Source organism: Streptomyces sp. NPDC038200, assembly GCF_055600785.1.
The window spans coordinates 86902-111940 of the sequence record NZ_JBVJYH010000014.1; the positions used below are offsets into that span (position 1 = coordinate 86902).

Annotated in this window: 16 protein-coding genes; 3 read left to right on the forward strand and 13 right to left on the reverse strand. The window is 73.3% G+C overall.

Going from position 1 to position 25039, the window contains the following annotated elements; translation table 11 throughout:
* The 12 genes from ACZ7KF_RS26275 to ACZ7KF_RS26330 form a co-directional block, all read right to left on the reverse strand.
* A partial coding sequence (locus ACZ7KF_RS26275; protein WP_471079718.1) for a WXG100 family type VII secretion target occupies positions 1-2068 on the reverse strand: 2068 nt, incomplete at its 3' end.
* A 142-nt stretch (positions 2069-2210) separates the two neighbouring features.
* Entirely contained in the window at positions 2211-2642 is a 432-nt protein-coding gene (locus ACZ7KF_RS26280) for a hypothetical protein (protein WP_471079720.1), read from the reverse strand.
* 191 nt (positions 2643-2833) lie between these two features.
* Positions 2834-3133 (reverse strand): hypothetical protein, encoded by a 300-nt coding sequence (locus ACZ7KF_RS26285; RefSeq protein ID WP_471079723.1) that lies wholly within the window; start codon positions 3131-3133, stop codon positions 2834-2836.
* 93 nt (positions 3134-3226) lie between these two features.
* Complete coding sequence (locus tag ACZ7KF_RS26290) at positions 3227-3529, reverse strand: hypothetical protein (protein ID WP_471079725.1); 303 nt, start codon at positions 3527-3529, stop codon at positions 3227-3229.
* 188 nt (positions 3530-3717) lie between these two features.
* The gene (locus ACZ7KF_RS26295; RefSeq protein ID WP_471079729.1) at positions 3718-7053 is read right to left on the reverse strand and encodes a right-handed parallel beta-helix repeat-containing protein; all 3336 of its coding nucleotides are present in this window, start codon (positions 7051-7053) and stop codon (positions 3718-3720) included.
* Entirely contained in the window at positions 7050-10442 is a 3393-nt protein-coding gene (locus ACZ7KF_RS26300; protein ID WP_471079732.1) for a hypothetical protein, read from the reverse strand. The genes ACZ7KF_RS26295 and ACZ7KF_RS26300 overlap by 4 nt, the downstream gene beginning before the upstream one ends.
* Positions 10442-11845: a type VII secretion protein EccB gene (gene eccB, locus ACZ7KF_RS26305; RefSeq protein WP_471079735.1), complete on the reverse strand. Its 1404-nt coding sequence runs from the start codon at positions 11843-11845 to the stop codon at positions 10442-10444. Before eccB ends, ACZ7KF_RS26300 begins: the two co-directional genes overlap by 1 nt.
* Before the next feature lie 9 nt (positions 11846-11854).
* The gene (gene eccD / locus ACZ7KF_RS26310; RefSeq protein ID WP_471079737.1) at positions 11855-13246 is read right to left on the reverse strand and encodes a type VII secretion integral membrane protein EccD; all 1392 of its coding nucleotides are present in this window, start codon (positions 13244-13246) and stop codon (positions 11855-11857) included.
* Positions 13247-13319: 73 nt separating this feature from the next.
* Positions 13320-17270 (reverse strand): type VII secretion protein EccCa, encoded by a 3951-nt coding sequence (gene eccCa, locus ACZ7KF_RS26315; RefSeq protein ID WP_471079740.1) that lies wholly within the window; start codon positions 17268-17270, stop codon positions 13320-13322.
* Positions 17271-17481: 211 nt separating this feature from the next.
* The gene (locus tag ACZ7KF_RS26320) at positions 17482-18570 is read right to left on the reverse strand and encodes a hypothetical protein (RefSeq protein WP_471079743.1); all 1089 of its coding nucleotides are present in this window, start codon (positions 18568-18570) and stop codon (positions 17482-17484) included.
* A gap of 247 nt (positions 18571-18817) precedes the next feature.
* Positions 18818-19468 carry a response regulator transcription factor gene (locus ACZ7KF_RS26325; RefSeq protein WP_471079746.1) on the reverse strand — a complete coding sequence of 217 codons (651 nt, stop codon included), beginning with the start codon at positions 19466-19468 and terminating at the stop codon, positions 18818-18820.
* Positions 19469-19801: 333 nt separating this feature from the next.
* Positions 19802-20545 (reverse strand): S1 family peptidase, encoded by a 744-nt coding sequence (locus ACZ7KF_RS26330; protein ID WP_471079748.1) that lies wholly within the window; start codon positions 20543-20545, stop codon positions 19802-19804.
* A gap of 280 nt (positions 20546-20825) precedes the next feature.
* Here ACZ7KF_RS26330 and ACZ7KF_RS26335 point away from each other — a divergent pair, with 280 nt between their 5' ends.
* The 3 genes from ACZ7KF_RS26335 (at position 20826) to ACZ7KF_RS26345 (ending at position 24310) form a co-directional block, all read left to right on the forward strand.
* Positions 20826-21662, forward strand: a complete 837-nt coding sequence (locus ACZ7KF_RS26335; protein ID WP_471079751.1) for an alpha/beta fold hydrolase — start codon at positions 20826-20828, stop codon at positions 21660-21662.
* 472 nt (positions 21663-22134) lie between these two features.
* Positions 22135-23349 (forward strand): cytochrome P450, encoded by a 1215-nt coding sequence (locus ACZ7KF_RS26340; protein ID WP_471079754.1) that lies wholly within the window; start codon positions 22135-22137, stop codon positions 23347-23349.
* 163 nt (positions 23350-23512) lie between these two features.
* On the forward strand, positions 23513-24310 hold the full coding sequence (locus ACZ7KF_RS26345; protein ID WP_471079757.1) for an SDR family NAD(P)-dependent oxidoreductase: 798 nt from the start codon (positions 23513-23515) through the stop codon (positions 24308-24310).
* An 81-nt stretch (positions 24311-24391) separates the two neighbouring features.
* On the opposite strand, the gene ACZ7KF_RS26350 is transcribed toward ACZ7KF_RS26345, so the two are convergent.
* Positions 24392-24985 carry a DUF1579 family protein gene (locus tag ACZ7KF_RS26350; RefSeq protein WP_471079760.1) on the reverse strand — a complete coding sequence of 198 codons (594 nt, stop codon included), beginning with the start codon at positions 24983-24985 and terminating at the stop codon, positions 24392-24394.
* Between the last annotated feature and the right edge of the window lie 54 nt (positions 24986-25039).

Genomic DNA, 25039 nt, shown 5'->3' on the forward strand with positions numbered 1-25039 from the left:
CCAACAGCCCGGACGAGTCCGGCCGTTCGGCCCCCGCACCACCCTGCGCACCGGCCCCCGGCGCACCCATGCCCGGAGCCATCGGCATCATCGGCACACCGGCAGCCGACCCGGCGCCCTCACCCACGCCAGGCGCCGAGGCCCCCGCCGGCTGCGGAGACTCGGCGAGGCCGGTGACCGGCTCCACCGCACTCCCCGTGTCCGCCGTGTCCAGGCCGGACAGACCCGCACCACCGGCCGCCACACCCGCCACCGGCTCCGCCTCCGGCAACCCGCCCAGCTCGGCACCACCGGACCACGGTTTCACCTCACCGCCCAACAGCCCGGACGAGTCCGGCCGTTCGGCCCCCGCACCACCCTGCGCACCGGCCCCCGGCGCACCCATGCCCGGAGCCATCGGCATCATCGGCATACCGGCACCGCCGGCGGAGCCCGCTGCCGACGCCTCGGGCATGCCGGGGGTGGAGACGAGGTTGGCGGACGGCATCGCGGAGGGTGTGCCGACACCGGGGGCGCCGCTCAGGAGGTCGCTCGGCAGTGCCGCCGCACCGGTACCGCCGACGGAGCCGACGTCCGGCGTACCGACCGTTGCGACCTCCGGCAGCGCGGCGCCGCCGGTCTCCGGCAGAACGGTTCCCGTGCCACCTGCGCCCAGCTCCGGCGCGTCGGCACCGCCGGTCCACGCCGAGACGGGTGCGGTCAGGCCCTGGCCCGAGGTCGAGGAACCGGTGTTCCCCGTCGTCGGTGTGGCCACGGAGCCGAACCCGGGCAGGGGGACGGCACTGCCCGGGACCGTGCCGGCGCCGGTGGACGGGTTGAGGATGTCGTTCAGACCGGTGCCCGTGGAGCCGGGGAACGGCTCGACCGTGCCGGTGCCGCCCGTTCCCGTGCCACCGGTACCAGTACCGGTGGGCAGGTCGGGCGTCGTGGCGCCGCCGGTGAACGGGTCCACGGCACCGCCCGTGCCGCCGGCGTTGCCCGTGCCGGGGAGAGTCAGGTCGGGTGCGGCCGGCCCGCCGGATCCCGGGCCGCCGGTCGAGGTGCCGCCGGGGAACGGGGAGATCGAACCGGTGGTCCCGGGATCCCCGATCCCGCCGGGGTCCCCGGCCCCTCCGCCGGTAGTGGCCAGGTCGGGCAGGGAGGTACCGCCGGGGAACGGGGACGGCGATCCCGTGCCGCCGCCCTCTCCTCCGCCACCGCCCAGGGTGCTGAGGTCGGGCCCGCCACCGCTGCCGCCGCTGCCACCGCCGAGGGTGCTCAGGTCGGGCCCACCACCGCTGCCGCCGCTGCCACCGCCGAGGGTGCTCAGGTCGGGCCCACCACCGCTGCCGCCGCCACCCGTGCTGCTCAGGTCGGGGCCGCCCGTCCCGCCGCCGGTGCTGCCGGGGTCCTTGACCGGGGACATGACCGGCTTGGGCTGCACACGGCCGAGCACCTGGCTCACCTGGGCGTAGTTGGTGGCGAGTTTCTTCAGCTCGGCACGCATGTCGTCCGTCATCATCTGGACCAGCTCGGGCTTCTGGCTGATCGGCATGAGCCCGTTGGCCATGGGCTTGACGCCGAGCCGCGCCGCCTGGTTGGCGTACCAGCTGTCGATGGCGTGGATGTTGGCCTGGGCGACGGTGAGCGCGTTGGCGCTCCAGACGAGGTTCTGGCCGACGGAACTGCCGGTGGCACCGCCGCCGAGGGCTTCGGCGTTGGAGGCGACCTGCTTGGAGAACGTGGTCATCGTGTCCATGAAGGCGTCCGCCGCGCCGCCCTGCCAGGGCGCGCCGTCGCCACCGGCCAGGGCTTTCGCCTGGTCCGCCAGGCTCTTGGCGACCATCGCCATGACCTGCTGGACGTACTGGAAGTCGTTCGCCGCCTTCACCAGGCTCTGCGGTGAGGACACCGCCGACGCACGCGCCTCCCCGCCCCCACCGGGCACCAGGGCGGAGCCACCCGTGACGGCCGCCATGATCTGCTTCCAGTCCCAGCTGTCGTAGTCGGACGGGGAGCCCTGGACCGTGGGGTCGACATAGATGCCACTGCCGTCCTCGTGGAATCCGCCCTGGTTGTAGTCCGGCATCAGCCTGCGCTCTCGTCTGGGCCTCGGCCTCCGGCACACGAGCACGACCGCGGCGGAGGGACCGAGCGCTGTTTACGTCCATGCCTGAGCCGCTGTCGGTGGCACCGGGTCCCGGTGCCACCGACAGCGGCGGGTGTTGCTGTTATGTCTTGGTACTGCCGTTTCCGGAGCCCGTGCTGGTCGACGATCCACCGGTGGACGTGACGGTTGCACCGCTGTCGTTTCCCAGCCGCTGGAAGTCCGCCGAGGCGTTGCCCAGTGCCTCCAGGAGGTCACTGGTCTTCATGCGGTTGCGTTCCTCTGCCGTGCTGTGGGTCTTGCTCAGTTTCAGCATGCCGGTACTGACGTCCTGCAACCCCTCGGCGAGGTCGGCGAGGACGTTGTAGTACTTCTGCTGGAGACCGGCGCCGCCGTTGGGTCCCGATGTCTGGGAGCGCAGTTGGTAGGCGTCGTAGAAGGCGCCCGGCTGGACGACCGAGGCCGAGCCGGCGGCCATCCGGTTGCGTGCCTCGACGACGTGCGGCACGAGAGCCGCGACGTTCTTGGCGAAGAGGTCCATGGACGCCGTGTTCACGGCCTCCTTGCCGGATCCCTTCCCGCCCCCCGTGGGTACGGAGGGCGGATCCGGTACCTTGCCCGGTTCCGGTCCGTTGGGCGTGTCGGGCCGGTGGACACTGGTAGGGTCCCACGCCTGCGGAGGACCGCCGTCCGGTGCCGGATCGTCCGGGGGCTCGTAGCCGCCCCGAGTGGGAAGGGCGGCCATGCCTATCGGCCGCCCGCGAAGAGCTGCAGTCCGGTGACGTACGCCCCGTGATACTCGTTCTTGCACGAGTCCGCCACGGACTGGGCCTGCGCGGCCTGCGCCTGCATCTCCTGGGACCGCTTGATCCAGTCCACCTTGTGCGCGTTGAACGCGTCCCGGACGTCACTCGCCCACTCGGCGAGCGCGTTGGTGTTGCCCGAGTCGAAGTCGTTCGTGAGAGCGTCGATGTGGCTCTGTACGACCTTCAGCCGATCGAGCACCTCGTTGACCGCACCCCAGTTGATCATGTACGTCTCAGCCATGCTGTTCCCCTTTCCAGGGCACTGCCCGGTTCACAGGTAAGGTGCCGCGGCCCCCGGGAGTCGGCTCCACGACACGAGGATCGGAGACTTTCGTCAGAAGCCCTTGAGGCCGATGGGCGTCACCATGCCCGAGGCCAGCGTCGCCGTGGCGTTGCTCGTGGTGTTGTGTGCTTCTGTGGTGTTGTTCAGATGGGCGTTCATCTTCTGGTTCATGGTGTCGACGTACTCGTGCACCTTCTTGTAGTTGGCGAGCCAGGCATCGAGCGCCTGCTTGAAGTTCTGCCCGGCCGTGCCCTTCCAGCCGGCCTCCGCCTGCTCCGCCAGCTGCTGCATCTCGCCGTAGGTCATGCCCACGCCCTCCAGCGCGGACAGGTGCACCTTGATCGAGCCTGCCAAACCGTCAAGGCTGACTGCCTCAATTCCCGACGCCATACCGATTCCTCCGATGTATGCGCGGTTGACACGGAACCCGTGTCCTCGTGCCCTCCATCCTGTTCGCCCGCCGCACCCGTGGACAGCGATGGAGAGCCGTGCTGCCCGGTGGGACAGGCTCTTTGCCCCTGCGAGCCGTACGGGGGCGCCTCTCAGGCGACGGGCAGGGTCGCGGCCTCCGGCTCGGCAGTGTCCTCGTCGAGCAGGTCGGCCACGTCGGTTCCGGTCAGTACGCGCGAGACCGCGACGTCGGCCAGCCGGTCGGCGAAGGCGTGCGCGTCGAAGGCGCCCCGCGCCGCCGGAACCCGCGTGAAGTACTCCACCAGAGCCTCGACCGTCCCGTCACCGGCCTCCAGTCCGGTCACCGTCAGCCGCCGTACGGCCAGCTGCGCCAGTTCCTCGGGGGCGTACGGCGCGAAGTCGGCCCGTCCCGCGAAGGCGGCGGCCAGTTCGGTTCCCGGTGCGCTGCCCAGGAGGCCGGCCAGCGGACCGGGCTCGCCGGAGAGGACCAGCACCACGTCGTCCCGGAGGGCGGCCAGCTCCCGTACCGCGGTGAGCAGCGCGGTGCGCTCGGGGAGGGTGCGGGCCGCGAAGAACTCGTCGAGTTCCAGCACCAGTACGCCGCCCGTCGCCTCGTCGAACGCGGTCAGCACGTTGATCTCCGCCTGGCCGGGCCAGCGGGCCGGCCAGGCGGACATCGGCACCCGGTACACCGCGCCGGTGGGCAGCAGGCCGAGTTCGGCGAGCGCCCGGGCGTACAGCACCGCCACCGCGTCACGGCCGCTGCCCTCGGCGCCCGCGAACACCAGGTTGGCCCGCCCGGCCAGCGGTTCGCCCCGGTGGTGCGACGGCACCAGGGCGGTCAGGCGGTCGTGGAGCGCCCGGCGCACCTCGTCGAGGCCGACGAGTCCGGCGAGCCGGGCGAGGGCGTGGCCGGCCACGGCATCGGGGGGAGCCTGGGCCGCCGTCGTGCCTGCGCCCGCTCCCGCGCCCTCGGGAGCGGCGGCGGCGTTCTCCTCCGGGCCTCCGGATGGCTCGGGCACCGTCTCGACATCGGCCTCGGTCAGCCGGCTCAGCTCCGAGTCGCTGCCCGGCGGGGAGACGGCGAGCCGCGACGCCTGTCTGTTGATCATCGACTCGAAGACCTGGCGGGCGACCCGGCCGTTGCCGAACGTGGGCCCCTTGGGGATGTGCGCGAAGTAGCGGCCCACGGCCTCCAGGGCGCCGTCGGTGAGTTCGTAGAAGTGCTTGGCGCACAGGCCCCGCACGATGGTGACCAGTTCCTCGACCGTGTAGTTGGGGAACTCCACCGTGCGCGAGAAACGCGAGGCCATACCGGGGTTGGAGGCCAGGAACTGGTCCATGTGCTCGGAGTAGCCGGCGGCGATGACCACGACCTCGTCGCGGTGGTCCTCCATGAGCTTCATCAGGGTCTCGACGGCCTCCTGACCGAAGTCCGGGCCGGTGCCCTTGGACTGGTTGGTCAGGGTGTACGCCTCGTCGATGAACAGCACACCGCCCAGGGCACGGTTGAAGACCTCCGTGGTCTTGATGGCCGTACCGCCGATGATCTGGGCGACCAGGTCGGCGCGGGACACCTCCACCATGTGTCCCTGGGTCAGGATGCCGAGTTCGGCGAGGACGGCGCCGTAGAGGCGGGCCACCGTGGTCTTGCCGGTGCCGGGCGGCCCGGCGAACACCAGGTGCCGGCTCATCGGCGGCATGGGCAGGCCCATCTCCTCGCGCCGCCGCGCCATCTTGTTCAGGTTGATGAGGCCGGTGACCTCCTGCTTGACGCTCTCCAGACCGACGAGCGCGTCCATTTCGGCCAGCGGGCCGGTGCCGACGTGGCGCGCGGTGGAGCCCGCGTCCTGGCCGGCGGCGTCCCCGGGCTGCGACCACCGGTGCCCGGGCTCCGCCCGTGCGGTCCCGCCGTCCTCCGCCCCGGTCACGTTCACGGCGTCGAACCGGGGGTTCTGGCGCAGCTGGTGCAGCGCCTGTCCGCCGTTGTCCCGTAGCTCGCAGTCCTGGATCCGCACCGGTTCCTCGGTGTTGGTGCGGATGCCGTCCCCGGTGTTGTCGAAGACCACGCAGTGGGTGACGTCGGCGCGGCCACCGGCCTGGATGTGCACCCCGTGGCCGTGGGCGCCGTGCACCCGGCAGCCGACGGCCGTGAGGTCGCCGCCGCCCGCCACCCGGACGCCGTCCGCGTCCGACGCGACGACCTCGGTGTCCTTCAGTTCCGCCCGTGCGTCGGCCCCGACGAGCACTCCGCAGTCCCGCAGGACGCACGCCGCGGCGACGGCGGTGGCCCCGGCGACCGCCAGGCCGGGCGCGCCCACGGCACCGAGGCGTACGCCGGTGAGCCGGGCGGTCGCGCCCTCGCGGACGTCGACGGCCGGGCCGGACGCCGCCGCCAGCTCCGTGTCGCGTAGCGTCAGTTCGGCGCCGCCGGTCACGCGTGCGCCGGTGCCGCCGGAGACGGACAGCTGCTCGCCGTCCACGGTGGCGCCGTCGACCAGGAGTCCCTCGCCGCTCGCGTCGCTCACCCGGACCGAGCGGAGCACGGGTGCGGCGCCGCCGTCCACCAGGATGCCGACGGGTGAGCCGGTCACCAGGCAGCTCTCCAGGTACGGCTTCGCGGACTCGGTGATCCGTACGCCGGTGCGGGCGGCGCCCGTGATCGAGCAACCGCGCAGTCGCGGGGCCGAGCCGGCGCTGACGAGGACGGACTCCGCGCGGGAGCCGGTGAACACGCAGTCGGTGAGGACGACCTCGCCGCGGCTGGTGAGGTAGGCGTCGAGTCCCGTGCTGGCGGTCACGGTGACCGCGCGCAGTTCGGCGCCGCCGCTCTGCTCGACGACCAGGGCGGGCTGGGCGCTGGCCGTGATCTCGGTGGCCTCGACCACGGCACGGGCCTGGCCGTTGACGCAGACGCCGTTGCCGCCGGTTTCCTCCAGTCGGCAGTCGCGTACGGTCAGCCGTCCGTGTTCGGCGACCACGATCGCGGAGGACCGGGTCTGTGCCACCGTGGTCTGTTCCACCACGTTGGCGCCGGACGACGTGACCACGATGCCCGCGCCGCCGGCTCCCGTCACCCGGCACGAGCGGGCGATGAGGGTTCCGCGCTGCCAGGCGAGGATGCCGGCCCAGGCGTCTCCGGAGACGGTGCACTGCTGGAGGGACGCCTCGCCGTGGCGTACCTCCACGACCGGTATCTGCTCGCTGCCGCCCTCCAGGGCGAGCCCGTTGAGCTGGGCCGCCTCGGCGGCGATCACCACGGCGCTGGCGGTGCCGCCGTCGACGCGGACGCCGCCCGGCTCGGAGCCCGCGGCCAGGGTGACGACCCGGTCGATGACGAGGGCCTCGCGGTACGTGCCCGCGGCGATGGTGATCAGGGCGCCGTCGGCGGCGTCGGCCAGGGCCTGGCCGATGGTGCGGTAGGGCGCCGAGCCGTCCTGGGAGACCAGCAGCATCTGCCGGCTCATGGTGTTGTCCTCTTTCCGGGCGGGGGCGGTGGGGCGGGGGGTGGGGGAAGGACGAGTCCGGGCGGGGCGGTGAACCGGACGGCCTGCTCGGGCGGGAGGCCCGGGGCCGTTGCGGGGTCGCCGGCCTGCCAGGTCCGGTCCGCCTGTTCGAGTCCGGACAGGGCCATGTCGTCCAGCGCGGTGCGGCCGGTGTCGACGCGGCCGTCGGCGGAGATCTCCGACGCGGACAGTTCGCGCAGCAGTACGGCCCGCCGGTCGCCGTCGCGGACCGACAGCACCTTGAAGGTCGTGCCGGGCAGGAAGAGCACGCGGGCCGGCTGGTCCGGGGCGAGCAGGGCGGTGCGGCGCGCGGTCATCGACCAGATCAGGACGTCGGTGTCACCGGGCAGTTCCGGCGCGGCGGTGGTCAGCGCCCAGCAGAACGCCCACTCGGTGACGAGGGTGCGGTGCCGGTACCAGTCCCGTTCGGCGCCGCCGAGCGCGGCGCGCAGGACGGTGGCGCCCCGGTAGGAGGGCAGTCTGCGCACTCCTGCGGCCACGCAGCGGGCGAGCGGGATGTGCGGCCCCACGGTGGCCTCGCGGACCTGACGGTCGAGCAGGGCGCTGTCGCCGCGCAGGTAGAGGCGGGCGGCCACGAGGTCGGTGAGGACGTCCTCGGTGGGGGTCTGGGCGGTGCCGCGCAGTCCCGGTACCTCGGAGAGGAGGCGGGCGACGGCGCCGGCGCCGTCGTTGTACTGCTGCCGGAAGGCACCCCGCAGCCATTCGCGTTCCCGCGCGATGCCGTTGCGGGGCGGGACCGCGCAGGCGGCCGGGCTCGGTACGGCCTGGACGCGGGCACCGGCGGGGGCGGCCGGGGATTCCGGCCGCCCGTCCGCCACGGCCTGTGCCGCGTCCGGCGTCCGCTCCGGGGCTCCGCCGGTACCGGCGTCCGGGGCCGGGGGTACGGCTTCGGTGCGGGCGGTGCCGGCGGGGCCCGGGGATACGGCTGCGGCACGGGCGCCGGCGGGGTCCGGCGGGGTCGCGGCCGACGGCGGAACAGGGCTGACCGGCGGCTGCGCCCCGGCGTCCTCGTCCGGCCCCCCGGTGCCGGGAACGCCGGGCGCTCCGCTGTCCCCGGCGGCGGACCCGGGCACCGGACCGGGCGCGGGCAGTCCGGGCGCCGAGACCAGCCTGACCGACGGCAGGGACGGCCCCGGGGACAGCGACGGCCCGGGGACAGTTGGACCGGCGGACGGCTCACCCCCGGACGGCACCCCGCCCGTCACCGGGCCGACGGGCTCCTCCGGCGGGGTCGGCGGCAGGTCCGCCGCGGGGGCTTCCGGAGCACCGGCGGGCGCCTGAGGACCGTGTTCGTCCACGGAAGGCTCCGCCACCGGCGCCGCGACGGCACCCACCGGGTCCCCGGGAACACCCGGCCCGGGACCACCCGCGCCACCAGGCGGCGCGGGCCTCCGCTCCCCCGACAGAGCCAGCTCGCCCACACCCGCCCCGTACCCAGGTCCACCCGGACCAGGACCGGCCGCACCGGCGGGCGGCACGGGCATCCGCTGTCCCGCCGGAGTCCGGTCGGCGGCGTCCGGTGGTGTCCCGTTCGGTGCGGCCCCGGTCGTCGACGCGGCCGTCCGTACGGTCTCCGGTGACGTCGCTCCGGTCACGGCCGCCGCGGAGGCCTGCTCGCCGCGCGCGTCGCCGAGGACCGGTGCGGCGGTCGCCAACCGTAGCCGTGGGCCGCTGCCCCCCGGTCCCTGAACGGTCACCGGAGCACCGGCGTGCGCGGAGGCGACCCTGGGCGCGGGAGCGGCGGCCTCGGCTCCGTACGCGTCGTCGGCCGGCCCCGGGGTCACACCGGCGGAACCCTCCGCTCCGTACCCGTACCCGTACCCGTACGCGGTCGGCTCCGGGCCCGTGTCGGTGGCGGCGCCGGTGTAGGTGTCGGTGCCCGTGTCGGTGTAGGTGCGGGCACCCATGGCCCCGTCGGTCACCGAAGCACGGCCCTCGGCCGGTTCGCGTGTGCTCGCCTCCCGGACCAGTTGCACCGCCGGTACCAGTCTGGCCATGGCGCGCAGCGCGGGATCGAGCCGTTGCAGCAGGCGTTCGGCGAGTTCGCGCATCCGGCCGCCGCTGTGCCCGGCGGTGCCGAAGACGACGTTGACGTGCCGGGCGGACGGCGCGGCCGACCGGATGACGGCGGCCTCCTCCGATGCGTCGAAGGATCCCCCGGATCCCCTGGACGCCCCAGGTCCTGCGGATCCCCGGGGTTCGCCGCGCCCCCCGCGCCCTCCCCCCTCTCCGGATTCCCCGCGCTCCCCCGATTCCTCGGAGGGGCGCAGCCACAGGCCGCTGGGTACCACCTCCAGCACGGCGTCGTCGTACCGGTAGCGGCCCGGGGCCGTCTCCAGGAGGTCGTCGAAGGCGGGCCGGTGGCCGACCACCACGGGCGCGGTCGGCCGTCCGCCGGTCAGCCGGGCCGGGGTGAAGCGCAGTTGCCGGACGAAGGCCGCCCAGCCGGGTGAGCCGTCGGCGTCCAGGGCGTGGACCTCCGGTGCGTCCCCGGCGGTGTGGCTCACCGGCAGGCCGTTGTCGAAGGTCACGGGGACGTCGAGCCGGTCGGCCAGGGCCTGGCCCGGTCCGGGGCCGTCCGGTACCGCCAGGGGCCCGTAGGGCACGAATCTGACCAGGTCACGGACGCCGGGCAGCAGCGAGTGCCAGAACCGGGAGATGTCGTCCAGCGACAGCGCCTCCCCGCCCGGGCAGCCGAGGACGACGGTCAGCAGCTCGGGCCGGTACGCCAACCGGGAGACCAGCAGGTCACGGTGCGGGGTGAGCGCGCCCTCGTGGCCGTCGCCGTGCAGCCACACCCCGCTGGGCAGCGGATCGACCACCGTCCGGCCGCTGGTCCGCCAGGCCTGGTCGGAGACGGTGAACTCCCAGGCCGGTTGGGGGAACCGGCGCGAGACGGGGGTGGGCGACCGGCGCGGCAGCAGCCGTACCCAGCCCGGTCCCCGGTCCGCGGGGATGTAGAGCACACCGCCGGCCGCCGGGACCACCGCGCCGTCGGGCACGACGACCGCGCGGTCCAGCCGGTCGGCGAGCCACTGCCCCACGGGTACGGTCCCGCCCCGCAGCGTGCGGCCCATGACCAGGCGGTAGCCGCCGGCGGCGCCGCGGCCCAGCAGCCGGGCGACGACCTGCCAGGTGCCGTCGGCGGGGTCACGGGGCAGGTCGAGGACGACGACCTGGTGGTCGGGGTCGTCGGGGAGTCCCTCGGCGAAGGCGAGAGCCTGTGGGCTCAGCTCGCCCCTCGGGTGGATCAGCAGCGCGTGGCCGGCCCTGCGGGAGCCCAGGTCGGGTGTCTCGGCGTCCCGGCGCAGCCTCGCTCCGAGCGCCATCAGCGGCCCTGGGAGGGGGAGGCGGACGGTGCGGGCGTACCGGAGGGGTAGGCGCGTACGACCGCCAGGGCGCCGGCTCGGGACAGCGCCGGGCCGGTGGGCAGCAGGTCGAGGACGGCCCGGGGCACGGCGCGTGTCTGCCCGCCGCCGTAGCCCAGCGCGGACAGCGTGTCCGTGTCCGCGAGGGGGTACTTCACGCCCAGCTCGGTGATCAGGTAGACCTGGGGGGTGACGCCGCGCGGTGGCAGCGGGAGGCCCTGGACCAGCGCTCCGTGGCCGACGGGGACGTCGACGGCCGGTGCCGTGGCGGCGGGATGCTTCTCGAGGGTCACCGTGGTACGCACCTTGGTGCCGCCGGTGACGTGCTGGCGCAGGCACACGGCCGAGGCGCCCGGGCGCAGGACGGGGCCCGCGAGGAAGTCGGGCAGCCGGTGCAGCAGGGACCGGTCGTCCGAGGCGCCGACGGCGGCGATGTCCCGGGGCGTCACCCCGCGGGGTTCGGCCGCGCCCTTGCTGGTGGCGAGCAGCTCGAACTCGGTCCGGGTCAGCGGGGCCAGGCCGTCGGGGCGCAGGACGTAGAACTGGGCGGCGCTCCGGCCGTCCTCGGCGGAGGTGAACACGTCGCCGATGCGGGCCGGGCGGTCGCCGACCCGGCGGCCCTGCTTGCCGTGGCCGGGTACGTCCGCGGCGGCCACGGTGGGTCCGGCGGGCAGTGCCGCGAGCCAGCTGTCGGGGGCGGGGAGGGGGTCCTGTCCGTCCAGTTGCAGCGCGATCAGTGCGGACCGGTCGCCGAGGCGGTACCGGAGCCCGTTCCACAGCAGGTACTCGGTGCCGTCGGCGGCGCGCAGCAGGGCGCGCCGGCCGGTGACCGGGGCGGGGGCCGCGGACGGGTCGGCGGGGGCGAGATCCAGCGTCTCGCCCTTGTTCCGGCCCGGCGTCAGACACCGGGTCCAGTCACCGGTGAGCAGCGCCGAGGCCTGGGGTACGGAGTCGGGGGCGGAGGGGATGCCGATCTCCGCTCCCCGGCGCACGTCGGCCAGCGAGTTGCGGGACACGGTGTGCACGCCGGTGCCGGCGCCCCCGCCGGCGGCGCCCAGCAGCGCGGAGGCGTAGTTGGCCACCGGGTGCAGGACGCCGTCGACGTAGAGGAAGCGGGTCCCGGTCTCCTTCTCCACGACGATGGCGTTCGGTTTGGCCCAGGCCGTGTTGCCGCCCGGTTTGATCAGTCCGTAGACGGCGAATCCGGCACAGGCGATGACGCCGAAGAGTACTCCGAGCACCACGCCCAGGACGCTCCGGCGGGCCGGCGGCTCCCCGGTGGCGGGTTCTCCCGACACCAGTGCTGCCGCGAGCCTTCCGGTGGCGAACTGATAGGCGTGGACGTGGTCACGACGGCTTTGCACGGGGTCCTCTCAGCCGGCCAGGGTGCGGAAGTACCAGTAGACGTGCAGCACTTGGAGGAGCAGCGGGATCAGGGCGACGGCGGTGAGCGTCTCCAGGATGTCGGCGGTGTGCCCCCAGATCGGCAGGAGCCGCAGGGAGGGCAGCCGCCGGGCGGCGAGCAGCGCCGCCACGGCCGCGAGCAGGAGCACGGCCAGCACGGCCCGGGCCTGGGGGCCGCCGGGCACCAGCAGCCAGGCCAGGGACAGGATCAGGCCGAGTGTGCCGGCGAGGGCCAGCGAGACGCGCTGCCAGATCTCGGTGACGCTGCGGGAGCGCAGGGTCACGGCGGCGGCGAGGGTCAGGGCGAGCAGCCAGTCGGACCAGCCGGAGCGGCGGGTCAGGAGCACGAGGTCCAGGGCGTAGACCACGGACGCGCCGACGGTGAAGAGCGTGAGGTGGGCGTCGGCGGCGGCGACCCGGCGCGCGACGGCGGGCTCTGTGGCGGGCTCGATGTCCTCCTGGAGTTCGTCGGCGTTGCGCGGCAGCTGCGGCACGCGCAGCCCGGCCAGGCGCAGGAAGAGCCGGGGCGCGACGGTGCTGAGCACGAACAGGGTGACGGCGACCACCGAACAGGCGGTGGTCACGGACCAGTCGAGGTCGAGGGTGAGCAGGGAGCCGGCTTCGGCGGCGACCGCCACCGTCAGCAGCGCGCCGAACACCTGGACGGGCACCTTGCCGGAGAGCAGCAGCGCGGTGGCGGCGACGGCCGCGCAGGCGGCGCCGACGAGGAGTTCGTGTCCGGTGGGCGCCAGGAGTCCGATGGGGCCGCGCCAGGCGGTCAGACCGGCCGCCGCGGCGTACGCCCAGCCCGCCACACCGCTCACCAGCACCGTGCCCGTGTCGGCGCCGGCCCGTGCGGCCATGACGCATCCGGTGAGGAGTACCACGGCGACGGCACCCGACTGCGCCGCCCCGGCTCCCGCGGATTCCGCGGCGAGGGTGAACAGGGCGAGCACCGCCAGCGCGAGGCAGGCCAGTGCCAGGAAGAGACGCCGGGTCAGCTCGGGGCGCCAGCGGTCGGAGCGGGTGCCGACGACCGTGGCGACGCCGTCGGCGATGTCGTCGAAGACGAGCGGCGGCAGGATCTGCTCCACGGGGCGCAGGTGGAGGACGTCGCCGTCGCGCAGCCCCAAAGACTCCGGGGTGTCGTCGAGGTCCAGCGGTTCCTCGCCCAGACGTTGCAGGACGTATCCGCCGGGGGGCGCGCCGTCGGGCGCGAGCCGTGCGGTGAGTACGGGCAGCAGCGTGGCCAGGGTGACGGTCGCGGGCACGCCCAGGTCGGCGCGGCTCTCGGGTCCGGCCACGGTGATCCGGCAGACGGCCGTGCCGTCGAGGTCCGGCATGATGCTGGAGAGGGACATGGGGGGCTGGGTCTCCTGTGGGGCGGCCTGGGTGGTGGCGGGGCGGCGGGGTCCGGTCCGCCGGGGGGCGGGGTCAGGCGTCGTCGACCAGGCCGGTCTGGACGAGCCGGATGCCGCGCCGGGTGACCAGCTGGGCGCGGCCGGGGACGAGGGTGCGCGGCCGGGCCTCGCCGATGAACTTGCCCTCCTCCTTCGGGTAGGAGAGCACCAGGGCCGGGTTGCCGAGTTCCCAGATACGGCGCAGCAGCGGTTCCATCATGGCGCGCATGGCGCCCGAGGTGGAGCGCGCGATGATCAGGTGCATGCCGATGTGGGCTCCCTGGGCCAGCAGCGGGAGGAGCGGGGTGGTGGGGCTGTCCAGGTTGCTGGTGACGAACAGGTCGTAGTCGTCGAGCAGGACGAACAGCCGCGGGCCCTGCCACCAGTCCCGCTGGGCGAGTTGCTCGGGCGAGACGTCGGGTCCGGGCAGCCGCTTGGACATGGACACCACGGCGCTGTTGGCAAGCTCCCGCAGCCCGGCGGCGTCGACGGCGTATCCGGCGCGGTATTCCTCGGGCACGTCGGTGAGGAGTCCGCGCTCGGGGTCGCCGAGCAGGATGCGGGCCTCGTCGGGTGTGAAGCGGGTGGTGATGGCCCGGGCGATCAGCCGCAGGGCGTTGGTCTTGCCGGTCTCGCCGTCACCGAAGACGAGCAGGTTGGCATGGGCGGAGAAGTCGTGCCAGACCGGCTGGAGGCGCTGTTCGTCCCAGCCCAGGCTGACCCGCAGGTCCCCTTCGGGCGCGGGCAGCTGGCCGACGGGCAGGGTGCTGGGCAGCAGTCGTACGCCGGGGGCGGTGCGCCCGGTCCAGAAGGTGCCGATCTCGGCGGCGGCGATCTTGGTGGCCGCGGTGAGGTCGTCGGTGGCCGAGGAGCTGTCCAGCCGGGGCAGCGCGGACAGGAAGTGGTGGCCGGAGGAGGTCAGTCCGCGACCGGGCTGCTGGGGGACGCCCGCGGCCTGGCGGGAGCCGACCTCGGACTCGATGGTGTCGCCGAGCCGCAGCTCGAACTTGGTGCCGATCAGGTCGCGCAGCTTGTTGCGGATCTCCGACCAGCGGACCGCGGACACCACGACGTGGATGCCGAAGGACAGGCCGCGGGCGGCGATGGCCGTGATGCGGTCGTCGAGGTCGTCGTATTCCTGGCGCAGCGTCCCCCAGCCGTCCACGACCAGGAAGACGTCCCCGTGGGGGTCGTCGACGCCGCCGGCGCGCCGCAGTTCGCGGTAGGCCGCCATGGACTCGACGCCGCGCGCGGTGAAGATCTGCTCGCGGCGCTCCAGGAGCTGGTCGATCTCCTCGACGCTGCGCAGCACCTTGTCGCGCTCCAGCCGGGTGGCGACCGAGCCGACGTGCGGGAGTCCGGCGGTGGAGACCAGGCCGCCGCCGCTGAGGTCGAGGCAGTAGAACTGGACCTCCTCGGGGGTGTGGGTGAGGGCCAGCGACAGCATCAGGGTGCGCAGCAGCGCGGACTTGCCGGTCTGCGGGGCGCCGGCGACGCCCACGTGGCCGCCCGCTCCGGAGAGGTCGGCGACGAGGAGTTCGCGGACCTGCTCGTGCGGCCGGTCGACCATGCCGAGCGGCGCCCGCAGGCTGCCCAGGTCGGGGGACTCGGCGGTCATGCCGCGGACCGGGTCGGGGACGATGCCCGGCAGCAGCTGGTCGAGGCTGGGCGACTCGGCGAGCGGCGGCAGCCAGACCTGCCGGGCGGGCGGTCCGGCGTCCGAGAGGCGTTCGATGAGGACGTCCAGGAGGCTCTCGCCGCTGTCCGGCCGGGCGGCGGGCTCGGGCTCCGGGCGGGTCGCGGCCGGTTCCTCCGGCTCCGGTGCCGGGCGCTGCTGGTCGAGGCCGAAGTCCACGAGTTCGCCGGGCCGCGTCGCCGTGGGCGCGGCGGCCGGTCCCTCGGCGGGTGCCTCCGGGCAGGGCCCGGAGACGTAGGCGGCCTTGAACCGCACCAGGTTGGTGGTGTCCACCCGCAGGTAGCCGTTGCCGGGCGTGGAGGGCAGCTCGTACGCCCCGGCGACGCCGATGACGCTGCGGGACTCCATGGAGGAGAAGGTGCGCAGTGCGATGCGGTAGGACAGGTGTCCCTCGACGCGGTGGATGCGTCCCTCGTCCAGCCGCTGCGACGCCAGCAGCAGATGCACACCGAGGCTTCGGCCCACGCGGCCGATGGTGACGAACAGCTCGACGAACTCGGGCTTGCCCGCGAGCAGTTCGGAGAACTCGTCGACGATGACCAGCAGGGAGGGCAGCGGGGCGAGGGGGGCGCCGGCCAGCCGGGCCTTCTCGTACTCGTACAGCGAGGCGTAGCCGCTGGCCCTGAGCAGTTCCTGCCGGCGGATCAGCTCGCCGTTGATGGAGTCCTGCATGCGGTCCACCAGCGGCAGTTCGTCGGCGAGGTTGGTGATGACGGCCGAGGTGTGCGGCAGGCGTTCCGTGTTGAGGAAGGTGGCACCGCCCTTGAAGTCGACGAGGACGAAGTTCAGGATCTCGGAGGAGTGGGTGGCGGCGAGTCCGATGACGAGGGTGCGCAGCAGTTCGCTCTTGCCGGAGCCGGTGGCGCCGATGAGCATGCCGTGCGGGCCCATGCCGGTCTGGGCGGACTCCTTCAGGTCGAGTTCGACGACCTCGCCGTCCTCGGTGACCCCGATGGGGACGCGCAGCCGCGCGGTCTGGTCGTTGCGGCGCCGCCACTGGGCGGCGACGTCGAAGGCGCGCGGGTCGCGGATGCCGAGCAGGGCGGTGAGTTCGAAGTCGGCGTCGAAGGGGTTGTCGGTCAGGTCGATGGTGCCGCCGGTGCGCAGGGGGGCCAGCAGCCGGGCGAGGTTCTCGGCGCCGTCCACGCTGAGCGTGTCCGCCTCGGCCTGGGCCTGGGTGTCGTCGCCGACCGGGAAGGAGACGGTGCCGTTCTCCGCGGTCAGGCGCAGGACGGAGGGGCCGCCCGGCATGGCGCCCGTGAGGTCGAGCAGGACGGTGTTGCGCAGCCCGTTGCCCAGCAGGCGCGAGTCGGCCGGGACCGGCGCGCGGTGGGCGACGACCACCACGAAGGGTTCGGCGGCGCCGGGGGTCGCCTGCGGGTCGTGGTCGCCCCGGTCGAGGACGTCCGGGCCGAGCAGGTCGATGAGTTCACCGTGGTCGGTGGCCACCAGGCGCAGGGGGCCGGCCTGGTCCCGTTCCCGCGGGTGGGCGTTGTGGGGCAGCCACTTCACCCACTCCCAGGCGTCCCGGTCGCGCGGGTCGGTGAGGACGGCGACGCGCAGTTCGTCGGGCGAGTGCAGGGCGACCAGCTGTCCCAGCATGGCCCGTACGAGGTCCAGGGCGTCGTCGATGTCCCCGGCGAACTCGACGCTGGTGAAGCTGCGCAGGGCGACGGGGATCGGCATGCCCGGCACGGTCTGGAACGCCTCGGTGAAGCGGCGCAGCGAGATGGCGGTGAGCGGGTCGAGGTCCTCGACGGGCTTGGTCTGCGGCGGGACCAGCTCCAGCGCGGCGCGGCGGGTGCCCAGTCCGATGCGGACCTTGGCGAAGTCGTCGTGGGCGGCGCGGCGTTCCCACACGCGGGAGCCCTGGACCAGCGACCACAGCTGCCGGGGCGGGGGGTTGTCGTACACGGCGGCGGTGACCTGGGCGGCGGCGGCCTCGCGGACCTGGCCGCGCAACTGGGCCAGGTAGCGCATGTAGTCGCGGCGTTCCGCCCGCATCCGCCGTTTGCGTTCGAGTCCGGACCGGCCCAGCTGGCCGAGTCCCATGGACATCATCCCGATGCCCATCATGCCGGACATCATGTACGTCGACGTGGAGCCGCCGACGACGAACATCATGCCCATCGCGCCGGCCCCGATGCCCATGGGCAGCATGACGACGACGGAACCGAGGTCGGCCATGGCCGGTTCGCCGAGCACCGGCGGCTGGGCGAGTTCGATCTGGCCTTCCGGCGCCTGGGGTCCCGACGCGCGCGGCGGACGCTTGACGATGGTGGTGTTCATCAGGTGGATCTCCAGCCGGCGAGACCTTGTGCGGGAGGCGGGGCAATGGGGTGACGGGCACCGACCGGGGCCGACCGGAGGGAGGAGCCCTGCCGTGCCGCCCGCCTCCGGGGAGAGGGGCGGGCGACGCGGAGGGAGTCCGTCCCGGCCCTCGGGGGTGGCGGGTGGGACGGACGATCAGGAGGGGCGGCCCCTCGGGGGACGGGGCGCGTCACATGGCGGTGCCCGTCGACCACAGCACCGCGCCGCCCGAGCGGATGGTGACGTCTCCGTTGGCTCCGAGGACCAGTTGGGCCCCGTCGTGGCCGTCCGTCCTGGAGGACCAGGCGGTGGACCCGTCCTGGGCGTACACCGCGAAGTTGCCGTCGGCCTGGAAGACCGCCTTGGCCCCCCGTCCCACGGTGCCCGACCACCACAGGGGGGTGCCCTTCGTGTCGTAGAGCACCAGGTTTCCGTCGCCCTGGAAGGCCATCATGATCCGGTTGGTGCTCCAGCTCTGCCCGGGTTCGAGCACGCTGGTGCCGTTCACCGTGGTCGTCGTCCAGTGCTGCTGAGGCTGCTGGGACTGCTGCTGTCGCGGTGAGCTGCTGCTGCGCGGTGTCGTGCCGGGAGCCGGGGCGTGGCTCTGCGACATCGGTTCCACAGTCCGCGTCTCCCGCGTGGGCGAGGCCGCCGCCACCTCCGCGATGCGGCGCGGCCCGTCGTCCTTCGTGGTGGTGCCGCTGGACGCGCTCGGCCGGGGGGACGCGCCGCCGTCGGAGTCCGGGTAGTGGTTCTCGGAGGCGTAGTCCTCGCCCGCGTCTCCCGCTCCCGCCTTGAAGGTGTGCGCGGGCGTGTCGTCGCCGAACACGGTCGGCGCCAGCAGGAACACGGCGCTGAGCATGCCCGCTCCGGCCAGGACCGGTTTGGCCAGAGCGAGGCGGAGCCTGCCGCGCCCGTCCCCCGTACCCTGCGGTGCGGCGGTGCCCGTCCGGTCGCCGCGGTCCCGCCGGCGTCGTCCGCCGGGGGCCTCGTCGGTGTGGGGCTCGGTTGCGGCGCTCCGTGCCTCGGTCGTCGGCGCGTGCGCCGCGGAGGCGGTGAGCGCGGGGTCGGACGGGGCGGGAGAGCCGACCGTGCCGGCGTCCCGTGCGGCGATGCCGTGGCCCGTGAGCTCCCCAGCGGGGGCCGGTCCATGCTGTCCCGTCTCACCCAACGGGGCCAGCTGCCAGGGGAGTTCGCTCTCCCACACCGCCTCACCGCCCGGCAGCCCGGTGGTCTGGTCGGGACCGCCGGCGTCCGGCTCACGGTAGTTCATCTGCATGCCTTTCCCGGTCGACGGGTGGGTGATCGATCAACGGCGACCGATGGGTGTGGCCCCGCCCCTGCGCCGGCCCTGCCGACCGTTGTCGGAGGACGGGTCGTGGAGTACGGCTGCACACCTCGAAGGAGGGCGGCCACGGTGGGACGCCTCGCTGACCAGACCCTAAGGAGGGCACGGGATCAGCTACACCGGCGGATGCGGATCATGCACGTTCGCACAACCGGCGTACCCTTTTCGCCATGCGTGGTCACAGGATGCCCATGCGGATGGCGTAGGCGACGGCGTGGGTCCGGTTGCGCAGTTCCAGCCGCTTGACCACGGTCTGTATGACGCTTTTGATCAGGCGCTCGGAATAGCTGAGCTTGCTGGCGATCTCCACCGTGTCCAGCCCCTCGGCCAGGAGCCTGAGCACGTCGATCTCGCGCTGTGCCAGCTCGACCGGCAGCAGCCCGGTGGCCGACTCGCTCTTCTGCATGGTCCGCATCCGGTCCAGCAGCATGTTCATCAGCACCGGGGGCACGACCGATCGCCCCTGGTACGCCTCGACGGCCGCCATGACGATCTGGCTGAAGCTGGTGAACGGCCGCACCAGGAAGCTCGCCAGGCCGTGGTTGACCGCGAGCGCCAGTTGCTGCTCCGAGATGTGGTCCGCGACCAGCACGACCCGTATCCGTCCGCCGGTGGACTGGGTGGCGCGGCTCATCGCCGAGAGCGTCTTGCCGCTGACCACCGCGGTGAGCATCACCAGGATGTCGGCGTCGGCCAGATCGTCGTCCGTCAGCAGTTCGATGCGCTCGTCCGCGGCCAGGAAGGCGACCGTGCCGTCACGGGTGAGGGGGTCGTCGGCCTCTACGACGACTCGCGGCACCGGGCGTGCTTCATCTGTGTTGTCAGGCATGGGGGCTCCTTCTCGAGAGCACGGCACCGCACCCGGCAGGAGCAGAACCCGGGCATCGTCAGCGCCAGGAGCCGTGCCGATCTCGGCGGATCGATCCAAGTCCATGCCGGACCCGTGTACTGCGGGGTGCGTCCTCACTTGCTCGAGGACGATCCTGGCAGGAGGGGCACCGGCACCCGCGACTTCACAGGCGATCAGTGCCCTGTGAAACAAAAGCAGTGCCCTGGTGTGCAACTTCGCCGTCGATCCGGCGGCACAACACCGGACCCCACCAGGGGCGTTGACGCTCCCCCGGCGGCCGTCGCGGCCCGTCGGGCCGCGCGGCCCACCGGGTCAGACGACGCCGGCGCCGCGGGTCCCGGCGTGGATGACGCCATCGATCCAGGCACGCAGGCGCGTGACGTCGCCGAACGCCGCGACGGCCGTCCTGTCCGACGCGGCCAGCACTCCGACGAGCACCTCACGGCCCGCCTTGTCGAACGCCGTCGCCGGCCCGCCCGAGTCGCCGCCCGCCGGCAGGCCGCTGCCGCGCTGCGCGCAGAAGTCCCCGGTGCCCGCGAGCAGATCACACCGCTTGTCCGAGGGCGCGACGATCTTCACCTGGGCCTGCTTGAGCACGTTCGACTGGCACGAGGCTTCGCTCTTCGGCGGCGCGCAGGTGGCTCCCCAGCCGTAGGACCGCACCGTGCGCCCCGTCTTGACGCTGCCGGCGCCGCCCAGCCCGATCGGCGCGGTCTTCAGCCGGGGGACCCGGACCAGGGCCACGTCGGCCGTGGGCGCGAACACCGTGGCGTTCTCGACGCGGTGCACGACGGTCCCGTGCCGCTGGTCGAGGCTGCCGACGCGGAAGGTGACGTCCCAGTTGTCGTACCGGACGCAGTGGCCGGCCGTGATCACCCATTCGGGAGCGACGACGGCGCCCGTGCAGGAGGGTTCGCCGTCCGTGTACACCCGCACCGCCCACGGGCCGTGTCTGCTGACGGTGCCTCCCTGGATGGCGGAGGCCGGTTGGGTCATCGCCAGGACGAAGGCGAAGAAGGTGAATACCGCACCGGCGAAGCGGCGTTTGCTCGACATGGGTGTTCCCTGGGTTCGGTGTGCGGAGACGGGGAAGACGCCGTACGAGGCCCCCCGCTCCATGATCGGGAGCCTGCCGTCACAGGTCTCCCCTCAGGGCGCTCAAGGGCAAAAAGCGGTGCGCTCACCGACAACAGGGGGCGGAACCGGCGCCGTAGCGTGCCTGCATACCGTGCCGCGAACGTCCGGGCTCCGGTCGCCGAGGGGCCGAGCGCGTCCCGCCCCGTCGAGCCGGAGCGTGGTCCCGCGCGTCACTCACTCCCAACGAAGGAACGAGATCTTGCCGTACATCACCGTTGGCCAGGAGAACTCCACCAGCATCGACCTCTATTACGAGGACCACGGCAGCGGGCAGCCGGTCGTGCTCATCCACGGCTTCCCCCTCGACGGCCACTCCTGGGAGCGGCAGACCGCCGTACTGCTGGACGCCGGCTACCGGGTGATCACCTACGACCGCCGCGGCTTCGGACAGTCGAGCCAGCCGACGACCGGCTACGACTACGACACCTTCGCGGCCGATCTGCACACCGTCATGGAGACGCTCGACCTGCGCGACGCCGTCCTGGTCGGCTTCTCCATGGGCACCGGAGAGGTCGCCCGCTACGTGGCCGCCCACGGCACCGAGCGTGTCGCCAAGGTCGCCTTCCTCGCCTCGCTGGAGCCCTGCCTGCTCAAGAGCGACGACAACCCGGACGGAGTCGCCCCGAAGGAGTTCTTCGACGGTGTCGTCGCGGCCGTCAAGGCGGACCGCTACGCGTACTACACCGACTTCTACAAGGACTTCTACAACCTGGACGAGAACCTCGGCACCCGGATCAGCGAGGAGGCCGTGCGCAACAGCTGGAACGTCGCGGCGGGCGGCGGCTTCTTCGCCGCGGCGGCCGCGCCGTCCACCTGGTACACCGACTTCCGGGCCGACATCCCGGCCATCGACGTCCCGGCCCTGATCCTGCACGGGACCGGCGACCGGATCCTGCCCGTCGAGGGCACCGCGCGCCCCTTCCACAAGGCGCTGCCGTCCGCCGACTACGTGGAGATCGAGGGCGCCCCGCACGGCCTGCTGTGGACCCACGCGGAGGAGGTCAACACCGCGCTCCTCGCCTTCCTGGCGAAGTGAGCGGGAATTCAGGGGGCGGCCACCGGGGGATCAGGGCCGGCCGCCGGCCGGCGCGGGACGGGGAGCAGTGCCCCGGCCGCGCCGGCCGTCCGCGGCCGGGCGGCCCCTCGGATCGGCCACGAGGTCGTGACACTCACGGCCAAGGCATCACTCTTCGCGATTCCACGGGGTCATCGTCGTCAGAGCGACGCCCATATAGTTGCCTGAGGCTACCGCACTGCGAATTCGGGCAGACTACTGCATATTGAACGGGATTGATCTCTTACAGGCCGGACGACCCGGGAGGACGCCGTGCCCGGACATCGGTGTTCGGAGGGCATCAGCCCGTCGACCCCGACCTCCACGGCCGCTTCAACGACGCCTTCCGCCCCTGCGGGCCGCCGCAGCGACACGCCCCGACGCTGCACGGCCGGCACGGGAAGGACCGGCACCCTCGGAAGTGACGCGCCCCAGGCGCACACAAGGAGGCTGTATGTCGTCCCACGACCCGGCAGTCCTCGACTGCCCCTTCGACTTCGCACACGCGCTGGAGTACGACCCCTCGCTGGACTCGCTGGCGCAGCGCGGTCCGGTCACCCGGATCCGGTTGCCCTACGGTGAGGCCGAGGCATGGCTCGTGACCAGCTTCGCCGGAGTGCGCCAGGTGACGTGCGATCCGAGGTTCAGCCGCGCCGCGATCGTCGGGCGCGACTATCCGAGGATGACGCCCGAGCCCATCGTGTCCCCGGAGTCCATCAACGTGACGGACCCGCCGCACGCCACCCGGCTGCGGCATGTGGCGGCCCAGGCGTTCACCCGGGAGCGGGTGGCGGCCATGCGGCCGGCGGTGGACCGGGTGGTGGCCGGGCTGCTCTCGGCGATGGCCGAGGCCGGACCGCCCGCGGACCTGGTGACCCATCTGTCGGTACCGCTGCCCCACCTGACGATCTGCGAACTCCTGGCCGTCCCCGAGACCGACCGGGACGAGCTGCGGACGCTGACCATGCGGCTCCTGGCCACCTCGCCGGACGCCCGGCAGGACGCGGCCGAGGCCAAGGCGAACCTGCGGGCGTACTTCGCCAAGATGATCCCCGGCCGGCGCAACGCACCGGGCGAGGACCTGCTCAGCACGCTGGCCACCGCCCCGGTGCCGGAGGGCGAGGAGCCGTTGAGCGACGACGAGCTGGCGGTCCTGGCCGTGACGCTCATCCTCAGCGGCAACGACACCGCGACCTGCCAGATCAGCAACATCGCCTACCTGCTGCTGACCCGTCCCGAGGAGCGGGCCGCTCTCGCGCGCGACCCCGGGCGGTTCCCGGGCGCGCTGGAGGAGCTGCTGCGGTTCATCCCCTTCCGCAAGGGCGTGGGCATCCCGCGGATCGCACTGGAGGACGCGGAGATCGAGGGCACCCCGATCGCCGCCGGCGACTACGTGCACGTGTCCTACCTGGCGGCCAACCGCGACCCGGCCGTCTTCCCCGACCCGCACAAGCTCGACCTCGAACGTCCGGTGCGCCCGCACATGACGTTCGGCTGGGGCGGCCACCACTGCCTCGCCGCTCCGCTCGCCCGCGCCGAGCTGGACAGCGCGGTCACCGGCCTGCTGACCCACTTCCCCGACCTGCGCCTCGACATCGCCCCCGAGGACGTCCGCTGGGACACCGGGACCATTCGCCGCTTCCCGCTGAGCCTGCCGGTCACCTGGTGAGAAGCCGGGCGGGCCGCCGGAACGGCCCGCCCGGCGACCGGCCCCGAGCGAGCCGGTACCGGCACCGGGCCGCCCCCCGCTGGACGCGGACTCCAGCAGGCCGCCAGCAGCCAGGCATACACCTGAGGGTGCAGTGACCTCTCACCCAAGGAGTGGATGACATATGGCCTCAGCGTCCGACGGACAGGCACGGCGGGCCGCCCTCGTCACCGGCGGGACCAGCGGGATCGGCCTCGCCGTCGTGGAACTCCTCGCGGAACAGGGCTACTCGGTCTTCCTGTGCGGTCGCGACGGCGGTGCCGTCACGGCGGTCACCGACAAGCTGCGGGGCCGCGGGCTGGACGTCGACGGCATCGCGGCCGACGTGACCTCGAAGGACGACGTCCGCCGCCTGGTGCGGGCCGCGCGGGACCGGTTCGGACCGCTCTACCTGCTCGTGAACAACGCCGGGCGCGGGGGCGGCGGGAAGACCGCGGAGATCCCCGACGAGCTGTGGGAGGACGTCATCGAGACCAACCTCAACAGCGTCTTCCGGATCACCCGTGAGGCACTGACCACCGGCGGGATGCTGGAGCAGGGCCTCGGCCGCGTCGTCAGCATCGCCTCCACGGGCGGCAAGCAGGGCGTCGTGCTCGCCGCTCCCTACTCCGCCTCCAAGCACGGCGTGGTGGGCTTCACCAAGGCGCTCGGCCTGGAGCTGGCCAAGTCCGGGATCACCGTCAACGCGGTCTGCCCCGGGTTCGTGGAGACCCCGATGGCCGTGCATGTGCGCGAGGGGTACGCCGAGCAGTGGGGCATCGGCACCGACGAGGTGCTGGAGCGGTTCAACACCCGTATCCCGCTCGGCCGGTACACCACCCCGCAGGAGGTGGCCGGGCTGGTCGGCTATCTGGCCGGAGACGTGGCGGCCTCCATCACCGCCCAGGCGCTCAACGTGTGCGGCGGACTCGGCAACTACTGAGCGGACCGCCCCGCGGCAGGCGAAAGGCGCTGCGGCCGGCCGGCAGGCCGGCCGCAGCGCCGTGTCCGCGCGTCGCCCGGCTCAGCGCCGGTAGCACTCCACGGAACCCGCCGGGACGACGTTGCCGCCCGCGTCCTTGGCGGAGATGACGTCACGGAAGTGGTCGTCGTCGACCTTGGTGAACTCGTCGATGAAGGTGAACGTGCCCTTGGCCATCGTGTATCGGCCGGTGAACTTCGCCTGCCCGGCCGACGCGGCCCCCGGCTCGGTGTGCTCGACCCCGTAGGTGCCGCGGTCGTCGGTGTAGAGGGCGGTGAAGGTCCGGTCGGTGGCGTTCCAGCCGCCGATCATCCAGCGGGACAGCGCCTTCTGCGGCATCTGCTCGTTGGGCAGCCGCAGCGCGTCCCACTGGTACCAGGCACCCCCCAGCACCGGCTTGATGGTGCCGACCACCACGCTGGTCTCCGACGGGGAGCCCGGCGCCGTGACCGTCGTGGGGCATCTCCAGGAGCCCAGCAGGAAGTCGAGCTGGTGCATCTCCTCGGGGACGCTGCCGCTCTTGGCCGCCGGGCTCTTGGCCGGGCGCTCCTCGCCGGCGGCGCTGACGGACCAGACCGTGCTCAGGCCGAGGACGGCGGCGACGGCGACGACGCCCGCTCGCGTTCTTGCTCTCATGACTGACCTCCGAAATGGGGGAACGGGTGGGACATGCCTCCTCGCCGCGGGCGC

What these genes read in the sequence shown, in the direction of transcription:
- ACZ7KF_RS26340 (WP_471079754.1), top strand. Translation starts at nt 22,135, where the DNA reads ATGTCGTCCCACGACCCGGCAGTCCTCGACTGCCCCTTCGACTTCGCA.
- eccCa (WP_471079740.1), bottom strand. Translation starts at nt 17,270, where the DNA reads ATGAACACCACCATCGTCAAGCGTCCGCCGCGCGCGTCGGGACCCCAG.
- ACZ7KF_RS26330 (WP_471079748.1), bottom strand. Translation starts at nt 20,545, where the DNA reads ATGTCGAGCAAACGCCGCTTCGCCGGTGCGGTATTCACCTTCTTCGCC.
- ACZ7KF_RS26300 (WP_471079732.1), bottom strand. Translation starts at nt 10,442, where the DNA reads ATGGCGCTCGGAGCGAGGCTGCGCCGGGACGCCGAGACACCCGACCTG.
- ACZ7KF_RS26325 (WP_471079746.1), bottom strand. Translation starts at nt 19,468, where the DNA reads ATGCCTGACAACACAGATGAAGCACGCCCGGTGCCGCGAGTCGTCGTA.
- ACZ7KF_RS26320 (WP_471079743.1), bottom strand. Translation starts at nt 18,570, where the DNA reads ATGCAGATGAACTACCGTGAGCCGGACGCCGGCGGTCCCGACCAGACC.
- ACZ7KF_RS26295 (WP_471079729.1), bottom strand. Translation starts at nt 7,053, where the DNA reads ATGAGCCGGCAGATGCTGCTGGTCTCCCAGGACGGCTCGGCGCCCTAC.
- ACZ7KF_RS26285 (WP_471079723.1), bottom strand. Translation starts at nt 3,133, where the DNA reads ATGGCTGAGACGTACATGATCAACTGGGGTGCGGTCAACGAGGTGCTC.
- ACZ7KF_RS26345 (WP_471079757.1), top strand. Translation starts at nt 23,513, where the DNA reads ATGGCCTCAGCGTCCGACGGACAGGCACGGCGGGCCGCCCTCGTCACC.
- eccD (WP_471079737.1), bottom strand. Translation starts at nt 13,246, where the DNA reads ATGTCCCTCTCCAGCATCATGCCGGACCTCGACGGCACGGCCGTCTGC.
- ACZ7KF_RS26350 (WP_471079760.1), bottom strand. Translation starts at nt 24,985, where the DNA reads ATGAGAGCAAGAACGCGAGCGGGCGTCGTCGCCGTCGCCGCCGTCCTC.